This window comes from Haloarcula sp. DT43 (assembly GCF_037078405.1).
GTDB lineage: Archaea > Halobacteriota > Halobacteria > Halobacteriales > Haloarculaceae > Haloarcula > Haloarcula brevis.
In genome coordinates this window covers 149,500-168,789 of the sequence record NZ_JAYMGZ010000004.1, presented here as the reverse complement: position 1 = coordinate 168,789, position 19,290 = coordinate 149,500, and the positions used below count along the sequence as shown (strand labels likewise).

Sequence of the window (19,290 nt, the reverse complement as noted above, 5' to 3'; positions counted from 1 at the left end):
GGTCGACACTTTCGCAAGCTTTTCAGCCGGACCAAGCCACATCCCTGGTAGTGAGTCGTTTTCGCCATCCACTGCTGCAGGTCGCAGTCGCACTCGCCCTGACTGTCGGCTGGATATACCAGTTCCTCTCCGGTACCGAGGTCGGGAGCGTGACCACCGTCGCGGTCAGTGGGCTCGCCGTCCTCGGAGCGTCGTTCCTCCTGGCCTGGGGGGCCGAGACGGCAGAGAAAGACGTACCGAGGGCCTTCGCCATCGCCGTCCTCGCCATCCTCGCCGTGGCCCCGGAGTATGCCGTCGACGCGCTGTACGCCTGGAACGCCGGGGCCGGCGGTGCGACGGCGGAGGCCTGTCGCCAGCTCTCGGCACAGGCCATCGAGGCCAGCGAGACGCCGCTGGCCCGGGCCTGTCACGACGCGAACCTGGCGATTGCCAACATGACCGGCGCGAACCGCATCCTCATCGGCATCGGCTGGGCGGGCATCGCCGTGTTCACCGTCTGGCGCGCCGCGAAGACGCGGGACCCCGCCGTCCAGAAGCGCGCCGGGTTCCTGAAAGACGCCGTCCAGCTCGACACCGACATCGCCACCGAGATTTCCTTCCTCTTCCTGGCGACGATGTGGGCGTTCCTCGTCCCCCTCGGCGGCGGCATCGGCATCCTCGATACGCTGTTCCTGGTCGGCCTCTACGTCGGGTACATCGGCCTCGTCCTCAAGTCCGACATCGAACACAGCGAGCACACCGTCGGCGTGCCGAAGTACTTCCAGGAGTGGTCGCTGCCCTGGCGGCCGCTGGTCGTCCTGGCGCTGTTTGGGTACTCCGGCGCGATGATTTTCACCGCCGTCGAGCCGTTCGCACACGGCCTCGAAGAGATCGGCGTCGCCAACGGCATCCCCGAGTTCTTCATGATTCAGTGGGTCGCCCCGCTGGCCAGCGAGTCGCCGGAACTCATCGTCGTCGCCGTGCTCGTCAACAAGGCCCGGTCGACGGCCGGGTTCAACGCGCTCATCTCCTCGAAGCTAAACCAGTGGACGCTGCTCATCGGGACCATCGCCGTGGTGTACTCCATCGCACTCGGCGGGTACGGCGTCCTACCGTTCGACGCCAGACAGGGGGCAGAGATATGGATTACGGCGGCCCAGTCTTTCTTCGCGCTCGCCATCCTGATAAACTTCGAAATCAGCATCCGCGAGGCGGTCGGGCTGTTCGTGCTGTTCATCTCGCAGGTGGTCTTAGAGTTCGCAATTATCAGGGACCTCCTCGCCCTGCCGGTGTCGAGCCACGGCCTCCTGCTCGCGTACACGGGACTGTACCTCGCCATCGGGGTCGGACTGTTCGTCCAGCGCCGCGAGGCGCTGAAACACCTGTTCGGGCTGGCCGGCGACGCCGTCCGGACCGCGCTCGGCCGTGACCCGGTCCACGTGGAGAACGCCGACTGATGCTCGGCGTCGTCGTCTCGCGCGCCGACGCGGCGTCTACCCACATCGGCGAGCACCTGCTCTCCCTTCAGGAGTGGGAGACCAGCGTCGACGCGGCGCGGCCCGACGCCGAGGGCGGGGGCACGGTGTACCGGGCCCACGGCGTGGAACTCCGCGAGTTCGAGGCGCTGCACCTGGACATCGAGGACGCCGCGGCGGCCTTCGACGACCCGGACCTGCTGGTGTTCGCGTCGAAACACGCCGGCGAGACCGAGGAGCTACTGACTGCACACCACACCGGAAACTTCGGCGTCGCCGAGTACGGCGGTGAAGACGGACACTTCGCCCGCGCCTGTCCCGGCGCACACGAGGCAGTCGCCGCGGCGCTCCAGCGCCACGCCCCGCCGGAGTACGAGGTCGGGATGGAGTGTACCCACCACGGCCCGACCGACGTGGGCGTCCCGTCGATGTTCGTCGAGGTCGGGAGCGCGGAGCCGCAGTGGGACGACCCCGACGCCGCCGAAGCCGCCGCGAAGGCGATACTCGACCTGGCCGACGAGCCGGCCGACAAGCCCAGGGAGAACGGGACGCGCCGCCAGCTGCTCGGCGTGGGCGGCGGCCACTACGCGCCACGGTTCGAGCGGGTCGTCCGCGAGACGGACTGGGCGGTCGGCCACATCGCCGCCAACTGGTCGCTGGACGCCCTCTCGGAGTGGGCCGACAGTGCCGCCGAGCGCGACGCGGTGCTCGAACGCGCCCTCCGTGCCAGCGCGGCCGACTACGCCCTCATGGAGGGCGACCGGCCGGACCTGGAGGCGGCCATCGAATCGCTGGGCTGTCGGGTCGTCAGCGAGACGTTCGTCCGGGAGACCGACGGCGTCGACCTCGGCCTCGTCGAGGCGCTTGAAGCCGCCGTCGGGCCGGTCGAGGAAGGGCTCCGGTTCGGGGCGCTCGCACCCGGATTCGATGGCGAGTGGACAGTGTTCGACCTCCCCGACGAACTGATTTCTGACGCGCGTGGCGTCGACAGCGAAGCGCTGCGAGAGGCTATCGAGGCCCACTCGGTCGCCTACGGTACCGAGCAAAACGGGACCGTCCTCACCGGCCCGATTGTCTGCCCGGCGACGATAGACGTCGAAGCGGTCGTCGACCCCCTCGTGGGAATTCTCGAACGGCGGTTCGACAGCGTCGAGTGGACTGCGGGCGAACTCGTCGCCCGCGAGACGGCCTTCGACCCCAACCTCGCGCGGACCGCCGGCGTCCCCGAAGGCCCGAAGTTCGGAAAGCTCGCCTCGGGCCAGTCCGTGGAGCTCGACGGGGAAGAAATCGACCCGGAGCGGTTCCAGCGCGAGCGTATACGTCGATATACGCTGTGAACACCGGCGCGTCAGCCGTCGACACCGGCCCTCAACACGTCAGACGAGCGTCAGACACAGGGGGAAAACTAATAACTATTCGTCTGCAAGGACGCTTTAAATTATGGATTCGATAATTGACGACGCTATCGACGAGGCAGAACAAGACGGGGAGGACGCGGACGGAGGAACTGTCGACGAGACGACATCCACGCCGTCCCAGGACATGTCCACGTCGGGGACGATGTCCGACGAGGAACTGGCAAGCGTCGTCAAGGACCTGGAGACGAAGATTACGGTCGTCGGCTGTGGCGGTGCCGGCGGGAACACGGTCACCCGGATGATGGAGGAAGGCATCCACGGGGCCAAGCTCGTCGCCGCGAACACCGACGCCCAGCACCTCGCCGACGAGGTGTCCGCCGACACGAAGATTCTCATCGGCCGCAAACGCACCGGCGGCCGCGGTGCCGGGTCGGTCCCGAAAATCGGCGAGGAGGCCGCACAGGAAGACATCGAGGACATCCAGCAGTCCATCGACGGCTCCGACATGGTGTTCGTCACCGCGGGTCTCGGCGGCGGGACCGGCACCGGCGCGGCCCCGGTCGTCGCGCAGGCCGCCCAGGAAGCCGGCGCGCTCACTATCTCTATCGTCACGATTCCGTTCACCGCGGAGGGCGAGCGACGCCGCGCCAACGCCGACGCCGGCCTCGAACGCCTGCGCTCGGTCTCCGACACGGTCATCGTCGTCCCGAACGACCGCCTGCTCGACTACGCGCCATCGATGCCGCTGCAGGACGCGTTCAAAATCTGCGACCGCGTGCTCATGCGCTCGGTCAAGGGCATGACCGAACTCATCACCAAGCCCGGACTGGTCAACGTCGACTTCGCCGACGTTCGCACCATCATGGAGAACGGCGGCGTCGCCATGATAGGCCTCGGCGAATCCGACTCCGAGAACAAGGCCCAGGACTCCATCCGCTCGGCGCTGCGCTCGCCGCTGCTGGACGTGGAGTTCGACGGTGCGAACAGCGCCCTGGTGAACGTCGTCGGCGGCCCCGACATGAGCATCGAGGAGGCTGAGGGCGTCGTCGAGGAGATTTACGACCGCATCGACCCAGACGCCCGCATCATCTGGGGCGCGTCGGTCAACAACGAGTTCGAGGGCAAGATGGAGACGATGATAGTCGTCACCGGCGTCGAGAGCCCACAGATTTACGGCCAGAGCGAGGCCGAACAGGAGAAGGCCGCACAGCAACTCGGCGAAGACATCGACTACGTCGACTGACGGTCCCGTCGCTCTCCGGCATCGCTTCTATCTCTAGGACCCCGTCTTTCTCGCTCGTCTTCTCCGGCGGTCGAGTCGCACCCCGCAGGAGCCGCGGCGAATCGCGCACCACAATATAGAAAAGCCGCCAGTGGGTACGACCCGCTATGGACGTTCCATACGACCTCACCTCCTACATACGGGTACTCAAACTGGCGAGTACGCCGTCGTGGCAGGAGTTCTCCCAAATCGCGAAAATCGCCGGCGCGGGCATCGCGCTGGTCGGACTGCTCGGGTTCATCATCTTCGCCGTGATGACCTTCGTGCCTGGCAGCAAGCCGGTGTAAACCGATGGGTATCTACGCAGTCAAGACGACGGCCAGTCAGGAACGCACCGTCGCGGACATGATTATCTCCCGCGAGGAAGACGAGATTCACGCCGCGCTCGCGCCGGACTCCCTGACCAGTTACGTGATGGTCGAGGCGGACGACGCCGCGGTGTTCGACCGCATCCTCGACGAGATTCCCCACGCCAACGGCGTCGTCCAGGGGGAGTCCTCGATGGCGGAAGTCGAGCACTTCCTCTCGCCGAAGCCGGACGTGGAAGGCATCGCGGAGGGCGACATCGTCGAACTCATCGCCGGCCCGTTCAAGGGCGAGAAGGCGCAGGTCCAGCGCATCGACGAGGGCAAAGACCAGGTCACCGTCGAACTGTACGAGGCGACCGTTCCGATTCCGGTCACTGTCCGCGGCGACCAGATTCGCGTGCTCGATTCCGAAGAGCGCTGAGCTAGCATCCGGCGAGCGGAGCGAGCCAGTTCACCGGAATCGAGGTCGGAGGCCGAGATTCCGGCCGTTTTTCGCCCACGTTTTTCGAGGAGAGGTGGACGAGCGAAGCGAGGAAACCCGACGATGAAAAAGGTGGTTCCGTGAGGACCAGGTCACCGTCGAACTGTACGAGGCGACGGTCCCGATTCCGGTCACCGTGCGCGGCGACCAGATTCGGGTGCTGGACAGCGAAGAGCGCTGAGAGCGCCCGTCGAGCAGTTCGAGCGGCGAAGTCACGATAGCGAGGCGCGGTAGGTCCTCGGACACGCACCCGCGAGAACGGATTCGTCACTTTTCGGCGGGCCAGTCGGCACCCGCGAACAGGAGCCCAGTCCCTACGCTTCGCCGCCTTCGAGCCGGTCGATGACCTCGTTCATGTTGGCGGCGGCTTCGACGGACTCCTTTATCTGTTCGCGGCGGCGGACCTCGGCGGCGGAGGCGTCGTAGGCGCGGACGTACTCGGCGCGGGAGTGTTCGTCGAACGCGTGCTTGATTGCGAAGTAGCCGTCGGGGACGACGGCACCGCAGACCTCGCACTCGATGCGGTCGTGTTCGACCGACTGGTGGATGATGAGTTCCTCGACGCGGTCGAACTGTCTGTCGTCCCCCTCGATGTCGCACTCCCAGCGTGGCATTTGCTCAGTGGCATGCGACGCGGGGGTAAAAACCTTGGCTGACACCTGTCAGTAGTCTGTCCAGCAGACTGCCGAAACGGAAACCCCTAATGGCAGTACCGGGTTAGCGTTGACCGTGCAATCCGAGGGGTACGCCGTTGATCTCCACGTGAAGGTGCTCGACGACGGGGTCGTCGAGCGTGCGAAGGCACGTGGCCTCGACGCGCTGGTGTACGCGCCGCATTTCACGCGGCTGCCGGAGATACGGCGGCAGGCAGAGGCGTTTTCCGACGAAGAGCTGACCGTGTTCCCGGCCAGGGAGATATTCACGGGGACCTGGCAACAGCGCCGGCACGTGCTCGCCATCGGCCTCGACGACCCGGTGCCGGACTTCATCACGCTCGACGGTGCGATGCGGGAACTCGACCGCCAGGGGGCGGCCGTCCTCGTCCCCCATCCGGGCTTTCTCAACGTGAGCATGGGGCTGGAAGACATCGAAGCGTACGAGGGGACAATCGACGCGCTGGAAGTGTACAACCCCAAGCAGTTGTCACACCACCGGGACCGCGCGCAGTCGTTCGTCTCGGAAACCGGCCACGAGCCGTTCGTCTCGTCGTACGCGCACGTCCGTGGCACCGTCGGCGAGGCGTACGTGACCTTCGCCGAGGCGTTCGAGGACGTGACGGCGCTCAGCAGGGCGCTGAAAGACGGGTTGGAGCGGTCGCTGTTCCATCGTGACGGGGTCTCACACGACCTCCGGCGGGCGGTAGAGTGGGCGCACCTGGGACTCGAAAACACCTGGGGGAAGTTCGACCGGCTGATGCTCCAGGGCACCGAGCCGACACACCCCGACCACGTCGCCTACGACGGCCGGTTCGACGACGTGCGGGTGTACTAAAGGAAGACCGTGCTGTTCTCGACGACGAAGGTCCGGACCGTCGGCGGCAGGTACTGCGGGAGGACGTGGACCAGCAGGCCGACCGCGAGCAGTTCGAAGACGGTGATGGCGACCGTGACGGTTTCGGCGTGGTCGCTGGTGGTCGTCACGCCCGTCGGTGAGCCGTACTCCCGGTCCGAGATGGGATAGAACAGCGCGATGCCGCGGCGCGAGCCGAAGTAGTCCAGCACGTAGTGCGTGAGGACGCCGAGCCACACCCACTGGAGGTTGCCGCCGTGATACAGCGGATGGGCGAGGAAAATCACGAGGACGGGGATGTTGTGCAGGGTCTTGCGGTGTTTGCCGAAGGCGGTGTCGACGTCGGGGAACAGCGCGCCCAGGACGACGGGAAGGAACACTTCCGCGATTGTCGCGAAGGTCGTCACGTCGCCAGAGGGGTCGAGGACGTACCCCAGCCCGATGCTCAGGAGAACGGCGTTCAGGACGTGCCCGCGTTTGTTCATCTACCGAACCGTCCGTGTCCCGACTGAAAGGGCTTACTACTCCTGTAGGGCGGTTTCCAGGTCCCGGAGCGCCTGCGAGGCGATGGCCGCTTTGACCTCGCGGCGGCCGCCGTCGAACTCGTAGCGGGACACGGTCACGCCGGACGCGTTCGTCCCCCACGGCGCGGCCTCGGCGACGGCGATGTAGACCGTCCCGACGGGCGTCTCCGGCGTCCCGCCGCCGGGCCCGGCGACGCCGGTCGTGGCGACGCCCCAGTCGGTCCGGGCGGTGTCACGGACGCCCTGTGCCATCTCCGCGGCGACCGCCTCCGACACCGCGCCGTGGGCGTCGAGGGACTCCCGCGAGACGGCCAGTAGCTCCCGTTTGGCCTCGTAGGAGTAGGTGACCAGCGAGCGGTCGAAGTAGTCGCTGGAACCGGGCACGTCCGTTACCTTCGACCCGACGAGGCCGCCGGTACAGGACTCCGCGATAGCGACCGTCTGGTCGGCCTGTCGAAGGCGCTCGCCGACGCGCTTCTCGACCGGGTCCGCTGTGTCGTCTGCCATTGCCGGTCGTTGGCGGGACGGGCGAATAAGCGTTCAGGGAGGGGAGATGCTTTCAGTTCAGAGACACAACGGTGCGTATGAGCTATCAGACGACGCTCGGCTGGTCACTCGTTACCTCGGGGCTCGTGACGCTACTGCTCTGGGTCCTGCCCGGGTCGGACCTCCTGTGGGGGCTGCTGTTGCTGGCGCTCGGTGGCGTGACGCTGTACGTCCGCCAGTAGACAGAAAAGCAGACGGGGCCGGCGGCCGCAGGGTCCGTATGGACTACACGGAACCCCAGTTCTTCCGGGTCATGCAGTACGCGGCCCGGGCCGACCGGGACGTGGTGGACATGGTGTCGGGCAACCCCGACTGGGACCCACCGGAGGGGATCCGGGACGGGCTCAGGGACTACGCCGAGGCCCCGGCCGACGACTTCCAGTACCCGCCAAGCGTCGGCCTCACCGAACTCAGGGACGAAATCGCCGCTCGCAGGGGCGTCGACAGGAGCCGCGTGGTCGTCACGAACGGCGCGGGCGAGGCGAACCACCTTGCGATGACCGGCGGCCTTCACCACTTCGCCGGCGACGAAATCGTCCTGACGGACCCCGTCTACCCCTACTACGCCGGCCGGGCGAACTTCATCGGCGCGGACGTCTCGTTCGTCCCGGTCGACGAGACCAACCGGCTGGACCCCGCCGACGTGCGGGCGGCCGCGAGCGAGGAGACGGCCGTCATCGTCGTCAACTCCCCGAACAACCCCACCGGCGCGGTGTACGACGCCGACGCGATGGCCGAGTTCGCGGCCATCGCCGAGGAGTACGACGCCCTGCTGCTCAGCGACGAGGTGTACGACCACTTCGACTACGCGGGTCGGTTCAGTTCGGCGCTCGATACCAACTCGGACCACGTCGTCGCCACAAACTCTTTCTCGAAAACGATGGCGATAACGGGGTTCAGGGTCGGGTACGCCGTCTTCCCGCCCGAGGACGGCCCCACCGGTGCGCTCATCGAGCGGGCTCGCACCCAGCACATGCTCACGAACGTCACCGGGAGCCGGCCGGCACAGTACGCCGTTCTCCGGGCGCTGAAGACGACGGGCCCGGACTACTACGCCAGGTGCCGTCGTCGGCTCGAAGACCGGGTCGACGACTTCTGTGACGCGTTGGCCGAGGCCGGGGCCGAGTACAACCGCCCGGATGGCGGCTTCTACGTGATGGCGCGGTTCCCCGACTTCCCGGGCTCGTTCGAGAACGTGTACGAACTCGTCGACGAGGCCGGCGTCGCCGGGATGCCCGGCGAAGCCTTCGGCGAGTCCCGCAGCGACTGGATACGGTTCGCGCTCGTGACGCCCCGCGTCGACGAGGCGGCGGCGCGGCTGGCGGACTACTTCGAGTGAAAGAACGGTCTCGCGGCCCAGTCCAGCGACTCAGCCGAATATCAGGTCGACCGCGGTCGCCCGGTCGAGCAGGCCGTCGTCGTAGTACTCGGCTGTCTGGGCGGGGTGGGTCTCGTCGATGGCTCGCACCGTCTTGACGGTGTTGGCGAAGTTCTTGTAGGTCGCCTCGTCGACCATCTGGCCGTCGACGACGACCGCGCCGGTGCCCTCGCGCTTGGCCTCGTTGAACGACTCGATTTTGTGGAGGTCCCGCTCCAGTTCCTCTGTCGTCGGCATGTGGATGCGGTTGGCCTGCTCGGTCTGCTTTGGGTGGAGCGACCACGAGCCGTCGATGCCGATGGTCGCCTCGTGTTCGACCTGGTCGGCGTAGCCCTCGGCGTTGTAGTAGGTGACGCCGGCGCGCTCGTGGAACAGCTGGTCGAAGGGGCCGCCGATAGCGACGATGTCGGCCGCGCTCGTCTCGTTCGAGAGCGCCTCCAGCAGACCGTCCCAGCGGGGTCGCTCGCCATTGAGTGCGCGGCCGCCGAGTTCGGCCGTGTAGTCGACCGGCCCGAACACGACCCCGGAGAGCCGGGAGTCAGTCGCGTACTGACAGATTTCGCGGAGGTCCGAGCGGCCTGGGGCCGTCTCCAGGATGATGGCCATCTCCAGGCTCCCTTCGTCGAGGCCCGCGTCGCGCTCGGCGTCGGCGACGACCCCTGCGGCGTCGCGCACGTCGTCGAGGCGGCCGACCTTCGGGAAGACGAAACCGTCGATGTGTTCGCCGACCTCGTCGGCGAGACGTTCGACCTGCTCGACGCCGCGCTCGCAGGCGTCGGCGTCGTCGTAGGCCCACTCCACGCGCGGGAGGATGTCCCCGGCGAAGTCGGGCGCGTGGTCGGGCACGTGCTCGACGATGTTGTCGACGGCCTCGCCTTTCATCGACGGGGCCGTCCCGTCCTCGATGTCGGGGACGAGCCAGTCGGGGGCCTGAAAGCCCTCGCTCGTCAGCCCCGAGCGGAGGAACTTCGCGCTGTCGTCGTTCGGAATCGCGGCCGGTGCGGTCTGGAAGGTGCGGCAGAGTCGTGTCATGTGTCTCGCTGGATGAGTGCGGTTCGCCGGCCCGAGTAGACCGGGGTCTGGTCCTGGTTGAACGCGACGTGCTCGAAGGTGACCGCGCCGGCCCGCTCCGGTCCAGCCTCGGGGTCGGCGTCGAGGACGCGCGTGAAGCCGTAGACGGTGTCGCCGAGCGTGACGAAGTCGTGGAAGCGCTCGTCGGCGAACCGGTGCTCGCGGTAGGTCGCTTCGTCGGAGCGGGCGTGGGCCAGCGCAATCGAACGCGTCACGTCGCCGTACGCGACGATGTCGCCCGACGGCGAGTCGGCCATCTCGTCGCGGTTGTGGTGCTGGCGCGCGGTGTTGAGCGTCGCCAGCGGCAGGCCGGCGACGAGCTGGTCGTCCATCGTCCGCCCGCGCTCGTGGCGGTAGGCGACGGCGGCGTGCTCCTCGTGGGCGGCGTCGAGCGCCCGTCGGAAGTCCTCGAAGTGTTCGCCGTCGGGCGTGACGAGCGTATCGGGCAGCGTTGGACCGCCCTCGTCTTGCTCACCGACCGCGCCGCCGTCGGTCGCCGCCGGTTCACGTCGCGGAATCATGTTCGTCCGCTCGTAGGTCACCAGCGTCTCGCCCGTCTCGCGGTCGCGGCCCTCCGTCTCCCACGTCACGATGCCGTACTTCGGCCGCGACGAGGAGGTCCGGGTGTCGACCACGGTCGAGGTGACGGCGAGCGGCGTGCCCGCCGTCGCCGGGCGGTGAAAGCGCACGTCGTCGCGCCCGAGGAAGTATCCGCCCTTCTCCGAGAGGTCCTCGACGGTGATGCCCATGACGCAGGCCAGCAGGTAGTCCGGGTGGACGGGCACCGCATCGAAATCGCGCTCGCGGGCCGTGTCGGCCCGCCAGTACGCCGGGTCGTGGTTGAGCGTCTGGCCCATCCACTGCTCGCTGCCGTGCTGGGTGAGGGACAGGCCAGGGTCGTGGACGAGTTCGTCGCCCTCGGCGAAGAACTCGAAGAAGTGGCCCTTCTCCCTGGTCTCTGCGCGGTCGAGCAGGGCGCCGAACGTCTCGCCGTCCGAGAGGTCTATCGCCTCGAAGTCGGTCCAGTCAGTCATCGGCTGGCACCTCCCGGGCGGCGTCTCGTCTGGCAAGCGCCCGGCGCATCTCGTTCGTGACGACCATGAAGCCCTCGTCGAAGCCCATCCCGGGCTTTGCGAGCACCTGCGCGGCGTCGGTCGCCAGCGCGACGTGGGCGCAGGCCCGGGCCGAGGTGACCGTCTCGTTGCAGGTCCCGCCGAGATAGGCCCGGGTGTCCGTGCCGTCGCAGTACAGCACCGCCTCGGCCGAGCGCTGGATGCCGCCCAGATCCGGCGTCTTCACCTGGACCAGGTCAGCCGCGCCCGTGTCGACGAACGCTCGCACGTCCTCGAAGGTGTTGCACCACTCGTCGGCGACGATGTCCACCTCGACGCCCGCATCGGCCAGCCCCTCGCGGAGTTCGGCCATCTCGGCGATCTGGTCGGCGCGGCCGCCCGCGTCCATCGGCCCTTCCACCTGCAAGGGGTACGGCGCGGCGGCCTCCCGGAGCGTCTCGAAGTAGTCGGTCACTTCCGCCCGGTCGTACGGCGGGCCGAACACCTTGCCGAGGATGCCGTAGACGTCGACGTGGAAGCGCGGCGAGTACGAGTCGGGGCCGAGCGCGCCCGCCCGGTCCGAGAGCCACGCGAGGTACTCGCGCAGTCCCTCGCCGTCTTCGCCCACCTTTTCGACGCTGTTGAACAGCCCGTGTGGCAACACCGGCACGCCCTTGATGAGCATCTTCTCGGCGTTGATGCGGCGCTCGTCGCCCGATTGCCCGAACACCGGGACCGGCGAGGTCGCCGGTTCGGTGTCGTAGGCGTCTGCGAGCACGTCCGTCGGCGTCACGCCCTGGGCCCGCGCGGCGGCGTTCAACAGCGCCTGCGAGACGCCGTAGCGGACCGCCGTGTGCAGTCGGTCGCCGCCCGAGCGCTCGGGGTCCATCTCCTCGATGAGCGTCGCGTTCGCTCGGAACTCGGCCGCGTCCCGCCCGCGGAGGGCGTCGGCGACGGGGCCTTCCACAACCGGGCGGTACGCCTCGGCGCGGAACAGCGGGTCCCGGCCGCCGGCCCCGGAGTACTGGACCGCGGCGCAGTCGCCGGTCGCGACGGTGCCGTCCGCGAGTTCGAGTTCGACGATGAGCGCCTCGCCGGCCTCGCGGATGCGGTCGAACCCGTCGGTCACGGGCTGGCCGTCGTAGGCGAACCCGGACTGGGTCGCCCCGTCCTTGATGGCACGCTGGTCGTCGAAGAAGAAGCCCGACAGGCCCGGGACCGTCCGAACGTTTTCAATCCGCATCGCTGGCACCTCCAGCGGGGCCGTTGTCGCCGGTCGGCCTCCCGATGAGCTTCCCGTCGCTGATGGCGTCCACGTCGTCGGCGACCATCCGGAACGACTGGTCGCGTCCCTCGGTCTCGGCCCGTTCGCCCAGCCGCGCCGCGTGAATCTCCTTGATGTCGTCCGGGAGCGCGAGGTCCGCGAACTCGAAGATGCGGACCCGGCCGTCGTCGTCTCGCGCCGGCAGCACCGCGCCCTTCGCGGCGTCGCTCGGCGCGAAGGGGACGTCCAGCGCGCCGCTGTCGAAGGCGTTGATGACTCCCTGTGCAACGTCGCCGTCGCCGGCCTCGTAGATAGCGTCCATCAGGTGGCGCGTCTCCCGCTCGATGAGCGCCTGTTCCTCTTCGATACCCCCGAGGTCGATGTCCTGTTCTATCATCATATCGATGAGCTGTCTCGTCGTTCGCAGTCCGGCCGCGTTGGCCTCCTTCGTCGGCACGCCCTGGAACTCCTGGGCGGATTTCGTGATGACTTTGTCCGGCTGTGCGACGGCCGCCGTCGCGCCGCCGAGGCTGATGACGCCGTTGGCGCGGGCCTCGTCCGGCGGGAAGCCGCCCATCCACTCGTGGAAGACGGTGGTGACCGTCACCTCGTCGGGGAGGTACTCGTTGCCGAGCTTCCGCAGCGCGCGCAGCGCCGCCACGTCCTGGACGAGGTTCCCGACCTGTCCGTAGCCCAGCGTCAGCGAGCGGACGCCCTGCGTGGCGGCGAGCTGGCCCTCGACGAGCATCACCGCGATGGCGATGCTCGGGGGGACGAGCGTCCCCGTCAGCGGGCCGAACGGCTCGCGGTTGATGGTGACGCCCCGCTCGGTGTAGGCCCCACAGAGCCGGTCGACGAACTGCCAGTGCTCGATGGTCGTCGCCAGGTCGTGGCGCTTCGTGTACGGGATGTTGTACGAGATGGGGCCACCCTCGAAGCTCTGGAAGCCGCCGGCGAGGGTGACCATCGCGAGCAGGCGGGCGTCGGGCGTCCCGTGGCGCACCTCGACCGGCGCGTCGAGCGCGCGGATGAGCCGCCGGCAGTCCTCGACGCCGTGGTTCACCGCGGGAAAGCCGTTGAGTTCGTTCTCCTCGCTCCCGCGGGAGGCCGCCAGGCCCTCCTCGGCCTTCTCGTACTCGTTGTCGCGCGTGTACGAGTCGATGGTCGTCGGCAGGAGGTCCGCGCCGCCCTCGTCCTGCAGGTACCGCAGGAGGTCGATTTGCTCTTCGAGGCAGGGGACGCCCGCCCGCGGCTGGAGCAGCGGCTGGTCGGCCGACTCCAGCACCGTGGCGAACTGCTTCGAGGCCGGCAGCGACTCGTGGAAGGCGATAGCCTCCTCGAAGTCGACTTCCCGGCCCGTGTGCCAGTTGTCCCTGAGGTCGTTTGCGATGCGCTGTAGCTGGTCGTCGCTGAGTCGCTCGTCGGTCGGCATGGTCACCCGTCGACCCGTATCTGCTCCGCCTCTGTGGTCGTCAGCTGGAGGTCGTCGCGGAGCCTCGCGATTGCCTCCTCCGGGTCGGTTTCCGCGTCGAAGACGCGGTCGAAGCCCATCTCCCGGAAGGTCCGACGGGTCTCCTCGAAGTCGGACTGCCCGACGGCGAGGTTCCCGCCGACGTACGTGAGCACGTCGAGCCCGGCCGCGTCGAGTTCGTCGTGGAGCCCCTCGCAGTCCTGGCGGGCGTGCCCGTACAGCGAGGATACGAGTACAGCCTCGGCGTCGTGAGATTTCGCGGCGGAGACGAACTCGTCCTGTGAGGTCTGGACGCCGAGGTTGATGACCTCGAAGCCAGCGGACGAGAGCGCCTGCTCTAGAATCGTGATGCCGACGACGTGTGCGTCGGAGCCAATCACGCCGAGGATGACGGTCCGGGGCATGTACTACCCCGTCGTCGGCGGGCAGTGATAAACCTAATGGTCTTTCATGATAATACGTCCTTAAGGAATTTATAATGGTCGTTCAGGAAGGTTTATGCGGCCGCCCCCTCGTGGTTCCCTCATGGGTGCGCTTGACGACTTGCGTGTGCTCGACCTGACACAGGTCCTCGCCGGACCGTACTGTACGATGTTGCTCGCGGACATGGGCGCGGACGTGGTAAAGGTCGAACGCCCCGGCGGCGACCTCATCAGGTCGAACCCGCCGTTCGTGGCCGACGGCGACGAGGAGGCCTACGGGGGCTACTTCCAGAGCGTCAACCGGGGGAAGCGCTCGCTCGAACTGGACCTCGGCGCGGAGGGGGACCGCGAGGCGTTCCTCTCGCTTGTCGAGCGCGCGGACGTGGTAGTCGAGAACTTCAAAGCCGGCACCATGGAGAAGTTCGACTGCGGCTACGAGACGCTCCGGGAGCACAACCCGGAGCTCGTCTACTCCTCGATTCGGGGCTTCGGCGACCCGCGTACCGGTGAGACCCACCGGCAGGGCCAACCCTCGTTCGACCTCATCGCGCAGGCGCTGGGCGGCGTCATGGAGATAACTGGCCAGCCCGACGGCCCGCCGACGAAGGTCGGCCCCGGCGTCGGCGACCTCTTCACCGCGGCGCTGAACGCCGTCGGCATCCTCGCCGCCGTCCACCACCGCGAACGCACCGGCGAGGGCCAGTACGTCGACACCGCGATGTACGACTCGATGGTCTCGCTGTGCGAGCGGACGGTGTACCAGTACTCCTGTGACGGCGAGTCGCCGACCCGACAGGGCAACTCCCACCCGACGCTGTTCCCCTACGACTCCTTCGAGGGCGCGGACGGCCACGTCGTCATCGCGGCCTTCTCCGACGGCCACTGGGAGGCGCTGTGCGAGGCGATGGACCGGCCCGACCTCGCTGCCGACTACCCTGACGCCGGCAGCCGAATCAAGAACCGCGAGGCGCTGCGCGCCGAAATCGCGGCCTGGACAGAGACGGTGGAGACCGAGACCATGCTGGAGTTGCTCGAAGGCCGCGTGCCCGCCGCGCCGGTCCAGAACACCGCCGACATCTTCGCCGACCCACACATCCGCGACCGCGAGATGCTCGCCGAGGTGGACCAGCCGGGCGCGGACGACCGGATGACCATCGCCGGGAGTCCGATAAAGATGACCGAGACGATGCCCGAACCGGGCGGTCGCGCGCCGCTGCTGGACGAACACAGGGCGGAGCTGCTGGACGAGGCCGGCGTCGGCGCGGAGACCAATCCCGTCGAGAGCGACGACTGAGCGGCAACCTCCGGCAATTTTCACCACATCGGGGCAGGACCATTATCTATCATGAGCCGTAGAATAGGCTATGGTCGAAGTTCCAGATGCGCTCAGTACATTGTTCAGTGCCCGAGTAGAGACGGACGGTGACAGGTACGTCGTCGAAATCCCGAAAAGCGAGGTGGCCCATGGCGCGATTTCGCCGGGCGAGACCTACCGCGTGGGCCTGCTTTCCCAGGCCGATGCCGTCTCGTCACCGACGGCCGAGACACACGCGTCCGAACAGGACACCGACCCGGCGCGGGCCGACACCGGCGTCCCGAAGCCGCCGGTCGACGAGGGCGAAATCCGAAACGTGACCATCGAGTCCCTCGGCGACCAGGGCGACGGCATCGCCAAGGTCGAACGGGGGTACGTCGTCATCGTCCCCGACGGCGAACCGGGCGACTCGCCGACCGTCGAGATAGAGACCGTCCAGGAGAACGTCGCGTTCGCGACCGTCGTCGACGGCGACGGGCGAACAGCGTAACGGTACGTCTCAGCGGCCCGTACCGGCCGGGTAGGCAGTCGCTTCGGGTCCGGGAGGGCGGAGTCGTTCGACCGGCGAGGGTCTACTTGAATGGAATCTGTCGGACGCGGTAGAGGTCGAAGAACGACTAGTAATCACAGCATCACAAACGTTTATATGATTTAAATCCGGTATTTAAAACACTACATGGTCGACCCAAAAGAGAGCATTGACATCGAAAATGTCGTTGCTTCGACCGGTATCGGACAAGAACTCGACCTTGAGAGCGTCGCGATGGACCTGGAAGGGGCCGACTACGACCCCGAGCAGTTCCCGGGGCTGGTCTACCGGACACAGGACCCCAAATCCGCCGCGCTCATCTTCCGGTCGGGCAAAATCGTCTGTACGGGTGCGAAGTCGACGGACGACGTCCACCAGAGCCTGCGCATCGTCTTCGACAAGCTCCGCGACCTGAACATCCAGGTCGACGACGACCCGGAAATCGTCGTCCAGAACATCGTCAGTTCCGCGGACCTCGGCAGCTCCCTCAACCTAAACGCCATCGCCATCGGCCTCGGCCTCGAGAACATCGAGTACGAGCCCGAGCAGTTCCCGGGCCTCGTATACCGGCTCGACGAACCCGACGTAGTCGCGCTGCTTTTCGGTTCGGGGAAGCTCGTCGTCACCGGTGGGAAGCGAAAGGAGGACGCGGAGGAGGCCGTCGACACCATCGTCGAGCGGCTCTCCGACCTCGGCCTGCTGGACTAAGGGCGCGGTGCCAGTGACTGGGCAGCCGACAGTCACGCCCCGTTTTGCCGTTCGTCGCCGTCCTACCGCCGGGAGCGCACAGCGACGGGGCCGAACCCCGCGGTTCAAATACCAAGGCGACCAAGCCCGTTCCGATGGCAGACCCCGCCTCGACGGGCACGGAGTCCTGGCGCGAGTACTTCGGCTTCGACGAGCCCTACGAGAACCAGGCCGACGCGGTCGAGCGAGCTATCGAGGCGGGCAAGGCACGCGGCTTCCTCGCGATGGAGGGGCCCTGCGGGACCGGGAAGACGATGGCCGCGCTGACCGCCGGCGCGACGCTGGTCCGGGATACGGACCTCTACGAGCGGATGGTTATCGTCACCCCTGTCAAACAGCAACTCCAGCAGTTCGTCGACGACCTGCGGACGCTCAACGCCGGTATCGAGGAGCCCTTCGACGGCATCTCGCTGGTCGGCAAGCGCGACCTCTGTCCGTACGGCCGCGAGGGGCAGTTCCCGAACGACGTGGGGACACACGACCGCTGTGAGGACCTCAGGGAGGCGACGGCGCGGCTGGTCGAGGACGACGGCCGGTCTGACGGCGCGGCCGTCGCGGACGCCGCAATCGACGGTGAGGCCGACGACGACCAGTGGTGGGACCCCCGGAAGGGACAGGACCTCGCCGCGGCCGCCCGTCCCGAGGCCGCCGAGCAGGCGACGCTCGGCGAGGACACCCTCTCGACTGCGGGCGCGGCCTCGCCGTACCGGCCGAGCCAGCCGACCGCGCCGGAGTCGATGGCGGAGGGGTCCGACCCGCCGCTGTACTGTCCGTTCGAAGCCGACTGGTACGCCCGCAACAAGGGTTCGCCGGTCGACTTCTCGGCCGGGGAGGGGCACGTGGTGACGATGGACGACTACCTCCCGGCGGCGACGGAGCGCGGGACCTGCCCACATCGGGTGATGAGCGTGATGTTGAACGAGGCCGACGTCATCGTCGGGAACTACAACCACCTGTTCGACCCGGGCTCTCGCCCGCTGCTGTCGGGCGTGCTCGACGACCGGACGCTGGTCGTCGTCGACGAGGCCCACCGGCTCGAAGAGCGCGTGCGGGACCTCCTGTCGGACCGACTCGGCCGCCAGACCATCGTGCAGGCGCGCAACGACTGTAACACGCTGATTCAGCGCGCCCAGCAGAGCGCCGACCACAAGGCGCAGGTCCGCGAGGTGCTGTCCGCCCGGGAAGTCCCGCTTGACGCGGTCGACCAGGCCCGGAAGTTCTACGACGACCTGGTTCGGTGGCTCGACGACCGCGTCGAGGCGTTCCTGGACGCCGAACACGAAGGCTGGCGGGCGGACCCGTCGACCTTGCCCGACCACGACCGCGAAATCCCGCTTCGGGACCCCGACACGGTCGAACGGGACGAACTGACCGAGTGGGCCGAACGGAAGGGCTACGACGGCTCGCTCTGGCGGTCGCTGTCGCAGGTCGGGGCCGCCGTCGAGGACGCAATCGACCAGCTCGGGCTGACCCGCCAGCCGGTGTGTGCCGCCGTCGGCGTGCTGGCCGGGCAGTGGTGGGAGCGCGACCACGCCACCTTCCTCCGGGAAATCGAACTGGAGCACTCCCCCGCTCACGGACAGACGCTCGATTCCGACTATCAGGCCGTGTACACGCCTGGGCTGGTGTGTTACAACTGCATGCCTGCGACGGCCCTGCGGAACGTCTTCGACGACCTCGGGGGCGGCATCCTGATGAGCGCGACCCTGGAGCCACTGGACGTGTTCACCCGCGTGTCGGGCCTGGACTCGATGGCCGAGATGGGGTCGACGAGCCCGGACGAGGGGGCTGGCGACGGGCGACCGGTCCGGACGACCACGTACGACCTGCCGTTCCCCCCGGAGAACCGGGCGTCCTACCTCGTCGACGCGACGCCGTTTACCGCGCGCAACCGCGGCGACCCCGAGGCGATGCGGCCGCTGGGCGAGGGCTGGAACCCCACCCGCGACGAGTACGCACAGGCCCTGCGCGCGCTGGCCCGCTCGCCGGGCAACGTCATGGTGGCGATGCCGAACTACCGGGAGGCCCGCTGGGCCGGCGCGTACCTGCAAGAGGCCGTCGAGAACCCGGTCCTCGTCGACGAGTCGTCGAGCAACGAGGCGACCGAGCGGCTGAAACGGGAGTTCTTCGACGGCGACGGGACGGTCCTGGTCACGTCGACCCGCGGGACGCTCACGGAGGGCGTCGACTACGACGGCGAGAAGCTGTCGACCTGTGCGGTCGTCGGCGTACCGCTGGTGAACATCGGGTCGCCCCGCGTCCGGGGCGTCCAGCGGGCCTACGGCGACGCCTTCGGCGAGGACAACGCCTTCGAGTACGCTCTGACCGTCCCCGCCGTTCGGCGCGCACGCCAGGCCATCGGTCGCGTCATCCGCGGCGTCGACGAAGTCGGGGTCCGGGCGCTGGTCGGCCGCCGGTACACGCCGGACGCGCGCCACTCGGTGTACCCGTACCTGCCCGTCGGCGAGCGCGAGGAGTTCACCCGGATGACGCCGGACTTCCTCGCGGGCCAACTGGACGCCTTCTGGGCCGACCACCGGTAGCCTCCTGTTTATTAACCGGAAGATATCGTTGGCAGC

General features: G+C 67.8%; 20 protein-coding genes and 1 pseudogene. 13 read left to right on the top strand and 8 right to left on the bottom strand.

All coding sequences use genetic code 11. The features are described from left to right. Positions 1-74 precede the first annotated feature (74 nt). From VI123_RS15470 to VI123_RS15445, 6 genes and pseudogenes are all read left to right on the top strand, one after another. Positions 75-1,436 carry a sodium:calcium antiporter gene (locus tag VI123_RS15470; protein ID WP_336339399.1) on the top strand — a complete coding sequence of 454 codons (1,362 nt, stop codon included), beginning with the start codon at positions 75-77 and terminating at the stop codon, positions 1,434-1,436. Beyond that, on the top strand, positions 1,436-2,791 hold the full coding sequence (locus VI123_RS15465; protein WP_336338964.1) for a D-aminoacyl-tRNA deacylase: 1,356 nt from the start codon (positions 1,436-1,438) through the stop codon (positions 2,789-2,791). The genes VI123_RS15470 and VI123_RS15465 overlap by 1 nt, the downstream gene beginning before the upstream one ends. 103 nt (positions 2,792-2,894) lie before the next feature. After that, a complete protein-coding gene (gene ftsZ, locus VI123_RS15460; protein WP_336338963.1) occupies positions 2,895-4,055 on the top strand; it encodes a cell division protein FtsZ in 1,161 nt (386 codons plus the stop codon). A gap of 146 nt (positions 4,056-4,201) precedes the next feature. Continuing rightward, complete coding sequence (locus tag VI123_RS15455) at positions 4,202-4,381, top strand: protein translocase SEC61 complex subunit gamma (protein ID WP_336338962.1); 180 nt, start codon at positions 4,202-4,204, stop codon at positions 4,379-4,381. A 4-nt stretch (positions 4,382-4,385) separates the two neighbouring features. Beyond that, complete coding sequence (locus tag VI123_RS15450) at positions 4,386-4,823, top strand: transcription elongation factor Spt5 (RefSeq protein ID WP_053968046.1); 438 nt, start codon at positions 4,386-4,388, stop codon at positions 4,821-4,823. A 142-nt stretch (positions 4,824-4,965) separates the two neighbouring features. Continuing rightward, positions 4,966-5,064, top strand: a pseudogene (locus VI123_RS15445) (transcription elongation factor Spt5); the annotation flags it as partial. Positions 5,065-5,197: 133 nt separating this feature from the next. On the opposite strand, the gene VI123_RS15440 reads toward VI123_RS15445, so the two are convergent. After that, the gene (locus tag VI123_RS15440; protein ID WP_336338961.1) at positions 5,198-5,497 is read right to left on the bottom strand and encodes a DUF7565 family protein; all 300 of its coding nucleotides are present in this window, start codon (positions 5,495-5,497) and stop codon (positions 5,198-5,200) included. Between the two features lie 115 nt (positions 5,498-5,612). On the opposite strand from VI123_RS15440, the gene VI123_RS15435 reads away from it, so the two are divergent. Beyond that, on the top strand, positions 5,613-6,374 hold the full coding sequence (locus tag VI123_RS15435; RefSeq protein ID WP_336338960.1) for a PHP-associated domain-containing protein: 762 nt from the start codon (positions 5,613-5,615) through the stop codon (positions 6,372-6,374). Here the strand turns inward: VI123_RS15435 and VI123_RS15430 are convergent. Together VI123_RS15430 and VI123_RS15425 are read right to left on the bottom strand one after the other, a co-directional pair. Next, entirely contained in the window at positions 6,371-6,877 is a 507-nt protein-coding gene (locus VI123_RS15430; protein WP_336338959.1) for a metal-dependent hydrolase, read from the bottom strand. The genes VI123_RS15435 and VI123_RS15430 overlap by 4 nt on opposite strands. Positions 6,878-6,913: 36 nt before the next feature. After that, on the bottom strand, positions 6,914-7,423 hold the full coding sequence (locus VI123_RS15425) for a CinA family protein (RefSeq protein ID WP_336338958.1): 510 nt from the start codon (positions 7,421-7,423) through the stop codon (positions 6,914-6,916). 77 nt (positions 7,424-7,500) lie between these two features. Here VI123_RS15425 and VI123_RS15420 point away from each other — a divergent pair, with 77 nt between their 5' ends. Together VI123_RS15420 and VI123_RS15415 are read left to right on the top strand one after the other, a co-directional pair. Then, positions 7,501-7,644: a hypothetical protein gene (locus VI123_RS15420; protein WP_336338957.1), complete on the top strand. Its 144-nt coding sequence runs from the start codon at positions 7,501-7,503 to the stop codon at positions 7,642-7,644. Between the two features lie 38 nt (positions 7,645-7,682). Beyond that, complete coding sequence (locus VI123_RS15415) at positions 7,683-8,801, top strand: pyridoxal phosphate-dependent aminotransferase (RefSeq protein ID WP_336338956.1); 1,119 nt, start codon at positions 7,683-7,685, stop codon at positions 8,799-8,801. A gap of 30 nt (positions 8,802-8,831) precedes the next feature. Here the strand turns inward: VI123_RS15415 and citE are convergent, their stop codons facing one another. From citE to glmS, 5 genes are read right to left on the bottom strand one after another with little or no spacing between them, the layout of a single operon-like run. Then, positions 8,832-9,872: an L-malyl-CoA/beta-methylmalyl-CoA lyase gene (gene citE, locus VI123_RS15410; RefSeq protein ID WP_336338955.1), complete on the bottom strand. Its 1,041-nt coding sequence runs from the start codon at positions 9,870-9,872 to the stop codon at positions 8,832-8,834. Then, positions 9,869-10,945 carry a 2-methylfumaryl-CoA hydratase gene (gene mch, locus VI123_RS15405; RefSeq protein WP_336338954.1) on the bottom strand — a complete coding sequence of 359 codons (1,077 nt, stop codon included), beginning with the start codon at positions 10,943-10,945 and terminating at the stop codon, positions 9,869-9,871. The genes citE and mch overlap by 4 nt, the downstream gene beginning before the upstream one ends. Further along, on the bottom strand, positions 10,938-12,206 hold the full coding sequence (locus VI123_RS15400; RefSeq protein WP_336338953.1) for a methylaspartate ammonia-lyase: 1,269 nt from the start codon (positions 12,204-12,206) through the stop codon (positions 10,938-10,940). Before VI123_RS15400 ends, mch begins: the two co-directional genes overlap by 8 nt. After that, positions 12,196-13,659, bottom strand: coding sequence for a methylaspartate mutase subunit E (locus VI123_RS15395; RefSeq protein WP_336338952.1), 1,464 nt, complete (start codon positions 13,657-13,659; stop codon positions 12,196-12,198). Before VI123_RS15395 ends, VI123_RS15400 begins: the two co-directional genes overlap by 11 nt. A 2-nt stretch (positions 13,660-13,661) precedes the next feature. Beyond that, a complete protein-coding gene (gene glmS / locus VI123_RS15390; RefSeq protein WP_336338951.1) occupies positions 13,662-14,102 on the bottom strand; it encodes a methylaspartate mutase subunit S in 441 nt (146 codons plus the stop codon). A 121-nt stretch (positions 14,103-14,223) separates the two neighbouring features. Between glmS and mct the strand changes: the two genes are divergently transcribed. From mct to VI123_RS15370, 4 genes are all read left to right on the top strand, one after another. After that, positions 14,224-15,414, top strand: coding sequence for a succinyl-CoA:mesaconate CoA-transferase (gene mct / locus VI123_RS15385; protein WP_336338950.1), 1,191 nt, complete (start codon positions 14,224-14,226; stop codon positions 15,412-15,414). A 70-nt stretch (positions 15,415-15,484) separates the two neighbouring features. Continuing rightward, positions 15,485-15,925 (top strand): TRAM domain-containing protein, encoded by a 441-nt coding sequence (locus tag VI123_RS15380; protein WP_336338949.1) that lies wholly within the window; start codon positions 15,485-15,487, stop codon positions 15,923-15,925. Between the two features lie 186 nt (positions 15,926-16,111). Then, the gene (locus VI123_RS15375) at positions 16,112-16,672 is read left to right on the top strand and encodes a TATA-box-binding protein (protein ID WP_004516850.1); all 561 of its coding nucleotides are present in this window, start codon (positions 16,112-16,114) and stop codon (positions 16,670-16,672) included. Positions 16,673-16,806: 134 nt separating this feature from the next. Continuing rightward, entirely contained in the window at positions 16,807-19,254 is a 2,448-nt protein-coding gene (locus tag VI123_RS15370; RefSeq protein WP_336338948.1) for an ATP-dependent DNA helicase, read from the top strand. Positions 19,255-19,290 lie beyond the last annotated feature (36 nt).

Bases quoted from the DNA above. Each gene is read 5' to 3' on its own strand.
- mct (WP_336338950.1), top strand. From the start codon at position 14,224: ATGGGTGCGCTTGACGACTTGCGTGTGCTCGACCTGACACAGGTCCTC.
- VI123_RS15465 (WP_336338964.1), top strand. From the start codon at position 1,436: ATGCTCGGCGTCGTCGTCTCGCGCGCCGACGCGGCGTCTACCCACATC.
- VI123_RS15370 (WP_336338948.1), top strand. From the start codon at position 16,807: ATGGCAGACCCCGCCTCGACGGGCACGGAGTCCTGGCGCGAGTACTTC.
- VI123_RS15440 (WP_336338961.1), bottom strand. From the start codon at position 5,497: ATGCCACGCTGGGAGTGCGACATCGAGGGGGACGACAGACAGTTCGAC.
- citE (WP_336338955.1), bottom strand. From the start codon at position 9,872: ATGACACGACTCTGCCGCACCTTCCAGACCGCACCGGCCGCGATTCCG.
- mch (WP_336338954.1), bottom strand. From the start codon at position 10,945: ATGACTGACTGGACCGACTTCGAGGCGATAGACCTCTCGGACGGCGAG.
- glmS (WP_336338951.1), bottom strand. From the start codon at position 14,102: ATGCCCCGGACCGTCATCCTCGGCGTGATTGGCTCCGACGCACACGTC.
- VI123_RS15395 (WP_336338952.1), bottom strand. From the start codon at position 13,659: ATGCCGACCGACGAGCGACTCAGCGACGACCAGCTACAGCGCATCGCA.
- VI123_RS15425 (WP_336338958.1), bottom strand. From the start codon at position 7,423: ATGGCAGACGACACAGCGGACCCGGTCGAGAAGCGCGTCGGCGAGCGC.
- VI123_RS15450 (WP_053968046.1), top strand. From the start codon at position 4,386: ATGGGTATCTACGCAGTCAAGACGACGGCCAGTCAGGAACGCACCGTC.
- VI123_RS15420 (WP_336338957.1), top strand. From the start codon at position 7,501: ATGAGCTATCAGACGACGCTCGGCTGGTCACTCGTTACCTCGGGGCTC.
- VI123_RS15400 (WP_336338953.1), bottom strand. From the start codon at position 12,206: ATGCGGATTGAAAACGTTCGGACGGTCCCGGGCCTGTCGGGCTTCTTC.
- ftsZ (WP_336338963.1), top strand. From the start codon at position 2,895: ATGGATTCGATAATTGACGACGCTATCGACGAGGCAGAACAAGACGGG.
- VI123_RS15455 (WP_336338962.1), top strand. From the start codon at position 4,202: ATGGACGTTCCATACGACCTCACCTCCTACATACGGGTACTCAAACTG.
- VI123_RS15380 (WP_336338949.1), top strand. From the start codon at position 15,485: ATGGTCGAAGTTCCAGATGCGCTCAGTACATTGTTCAGTGCCCGAGTA.
- VI123_RS15375 (WP_004516850.1), top strand. From the start codon at position 16,112: ATGGTCGACCCAAAAGAGAGCATTGACATCGAAAATGTCGTTGCTTCG.
- VI123_RS15430 (WP_336338959.1), bottom strand. From the start codon at position 6,877: ATGAACAAACGCGGGCACGTCCTGAACGCCGTTCTCCTGAGCATCGGG.
- VI123_RS15415 (WP_336338956.1), top strand. From the start codon at position 7,683: ATGGACTACACGGAACCCCAGTTCTTCCGGGTCATGCAGTACGCGGCC.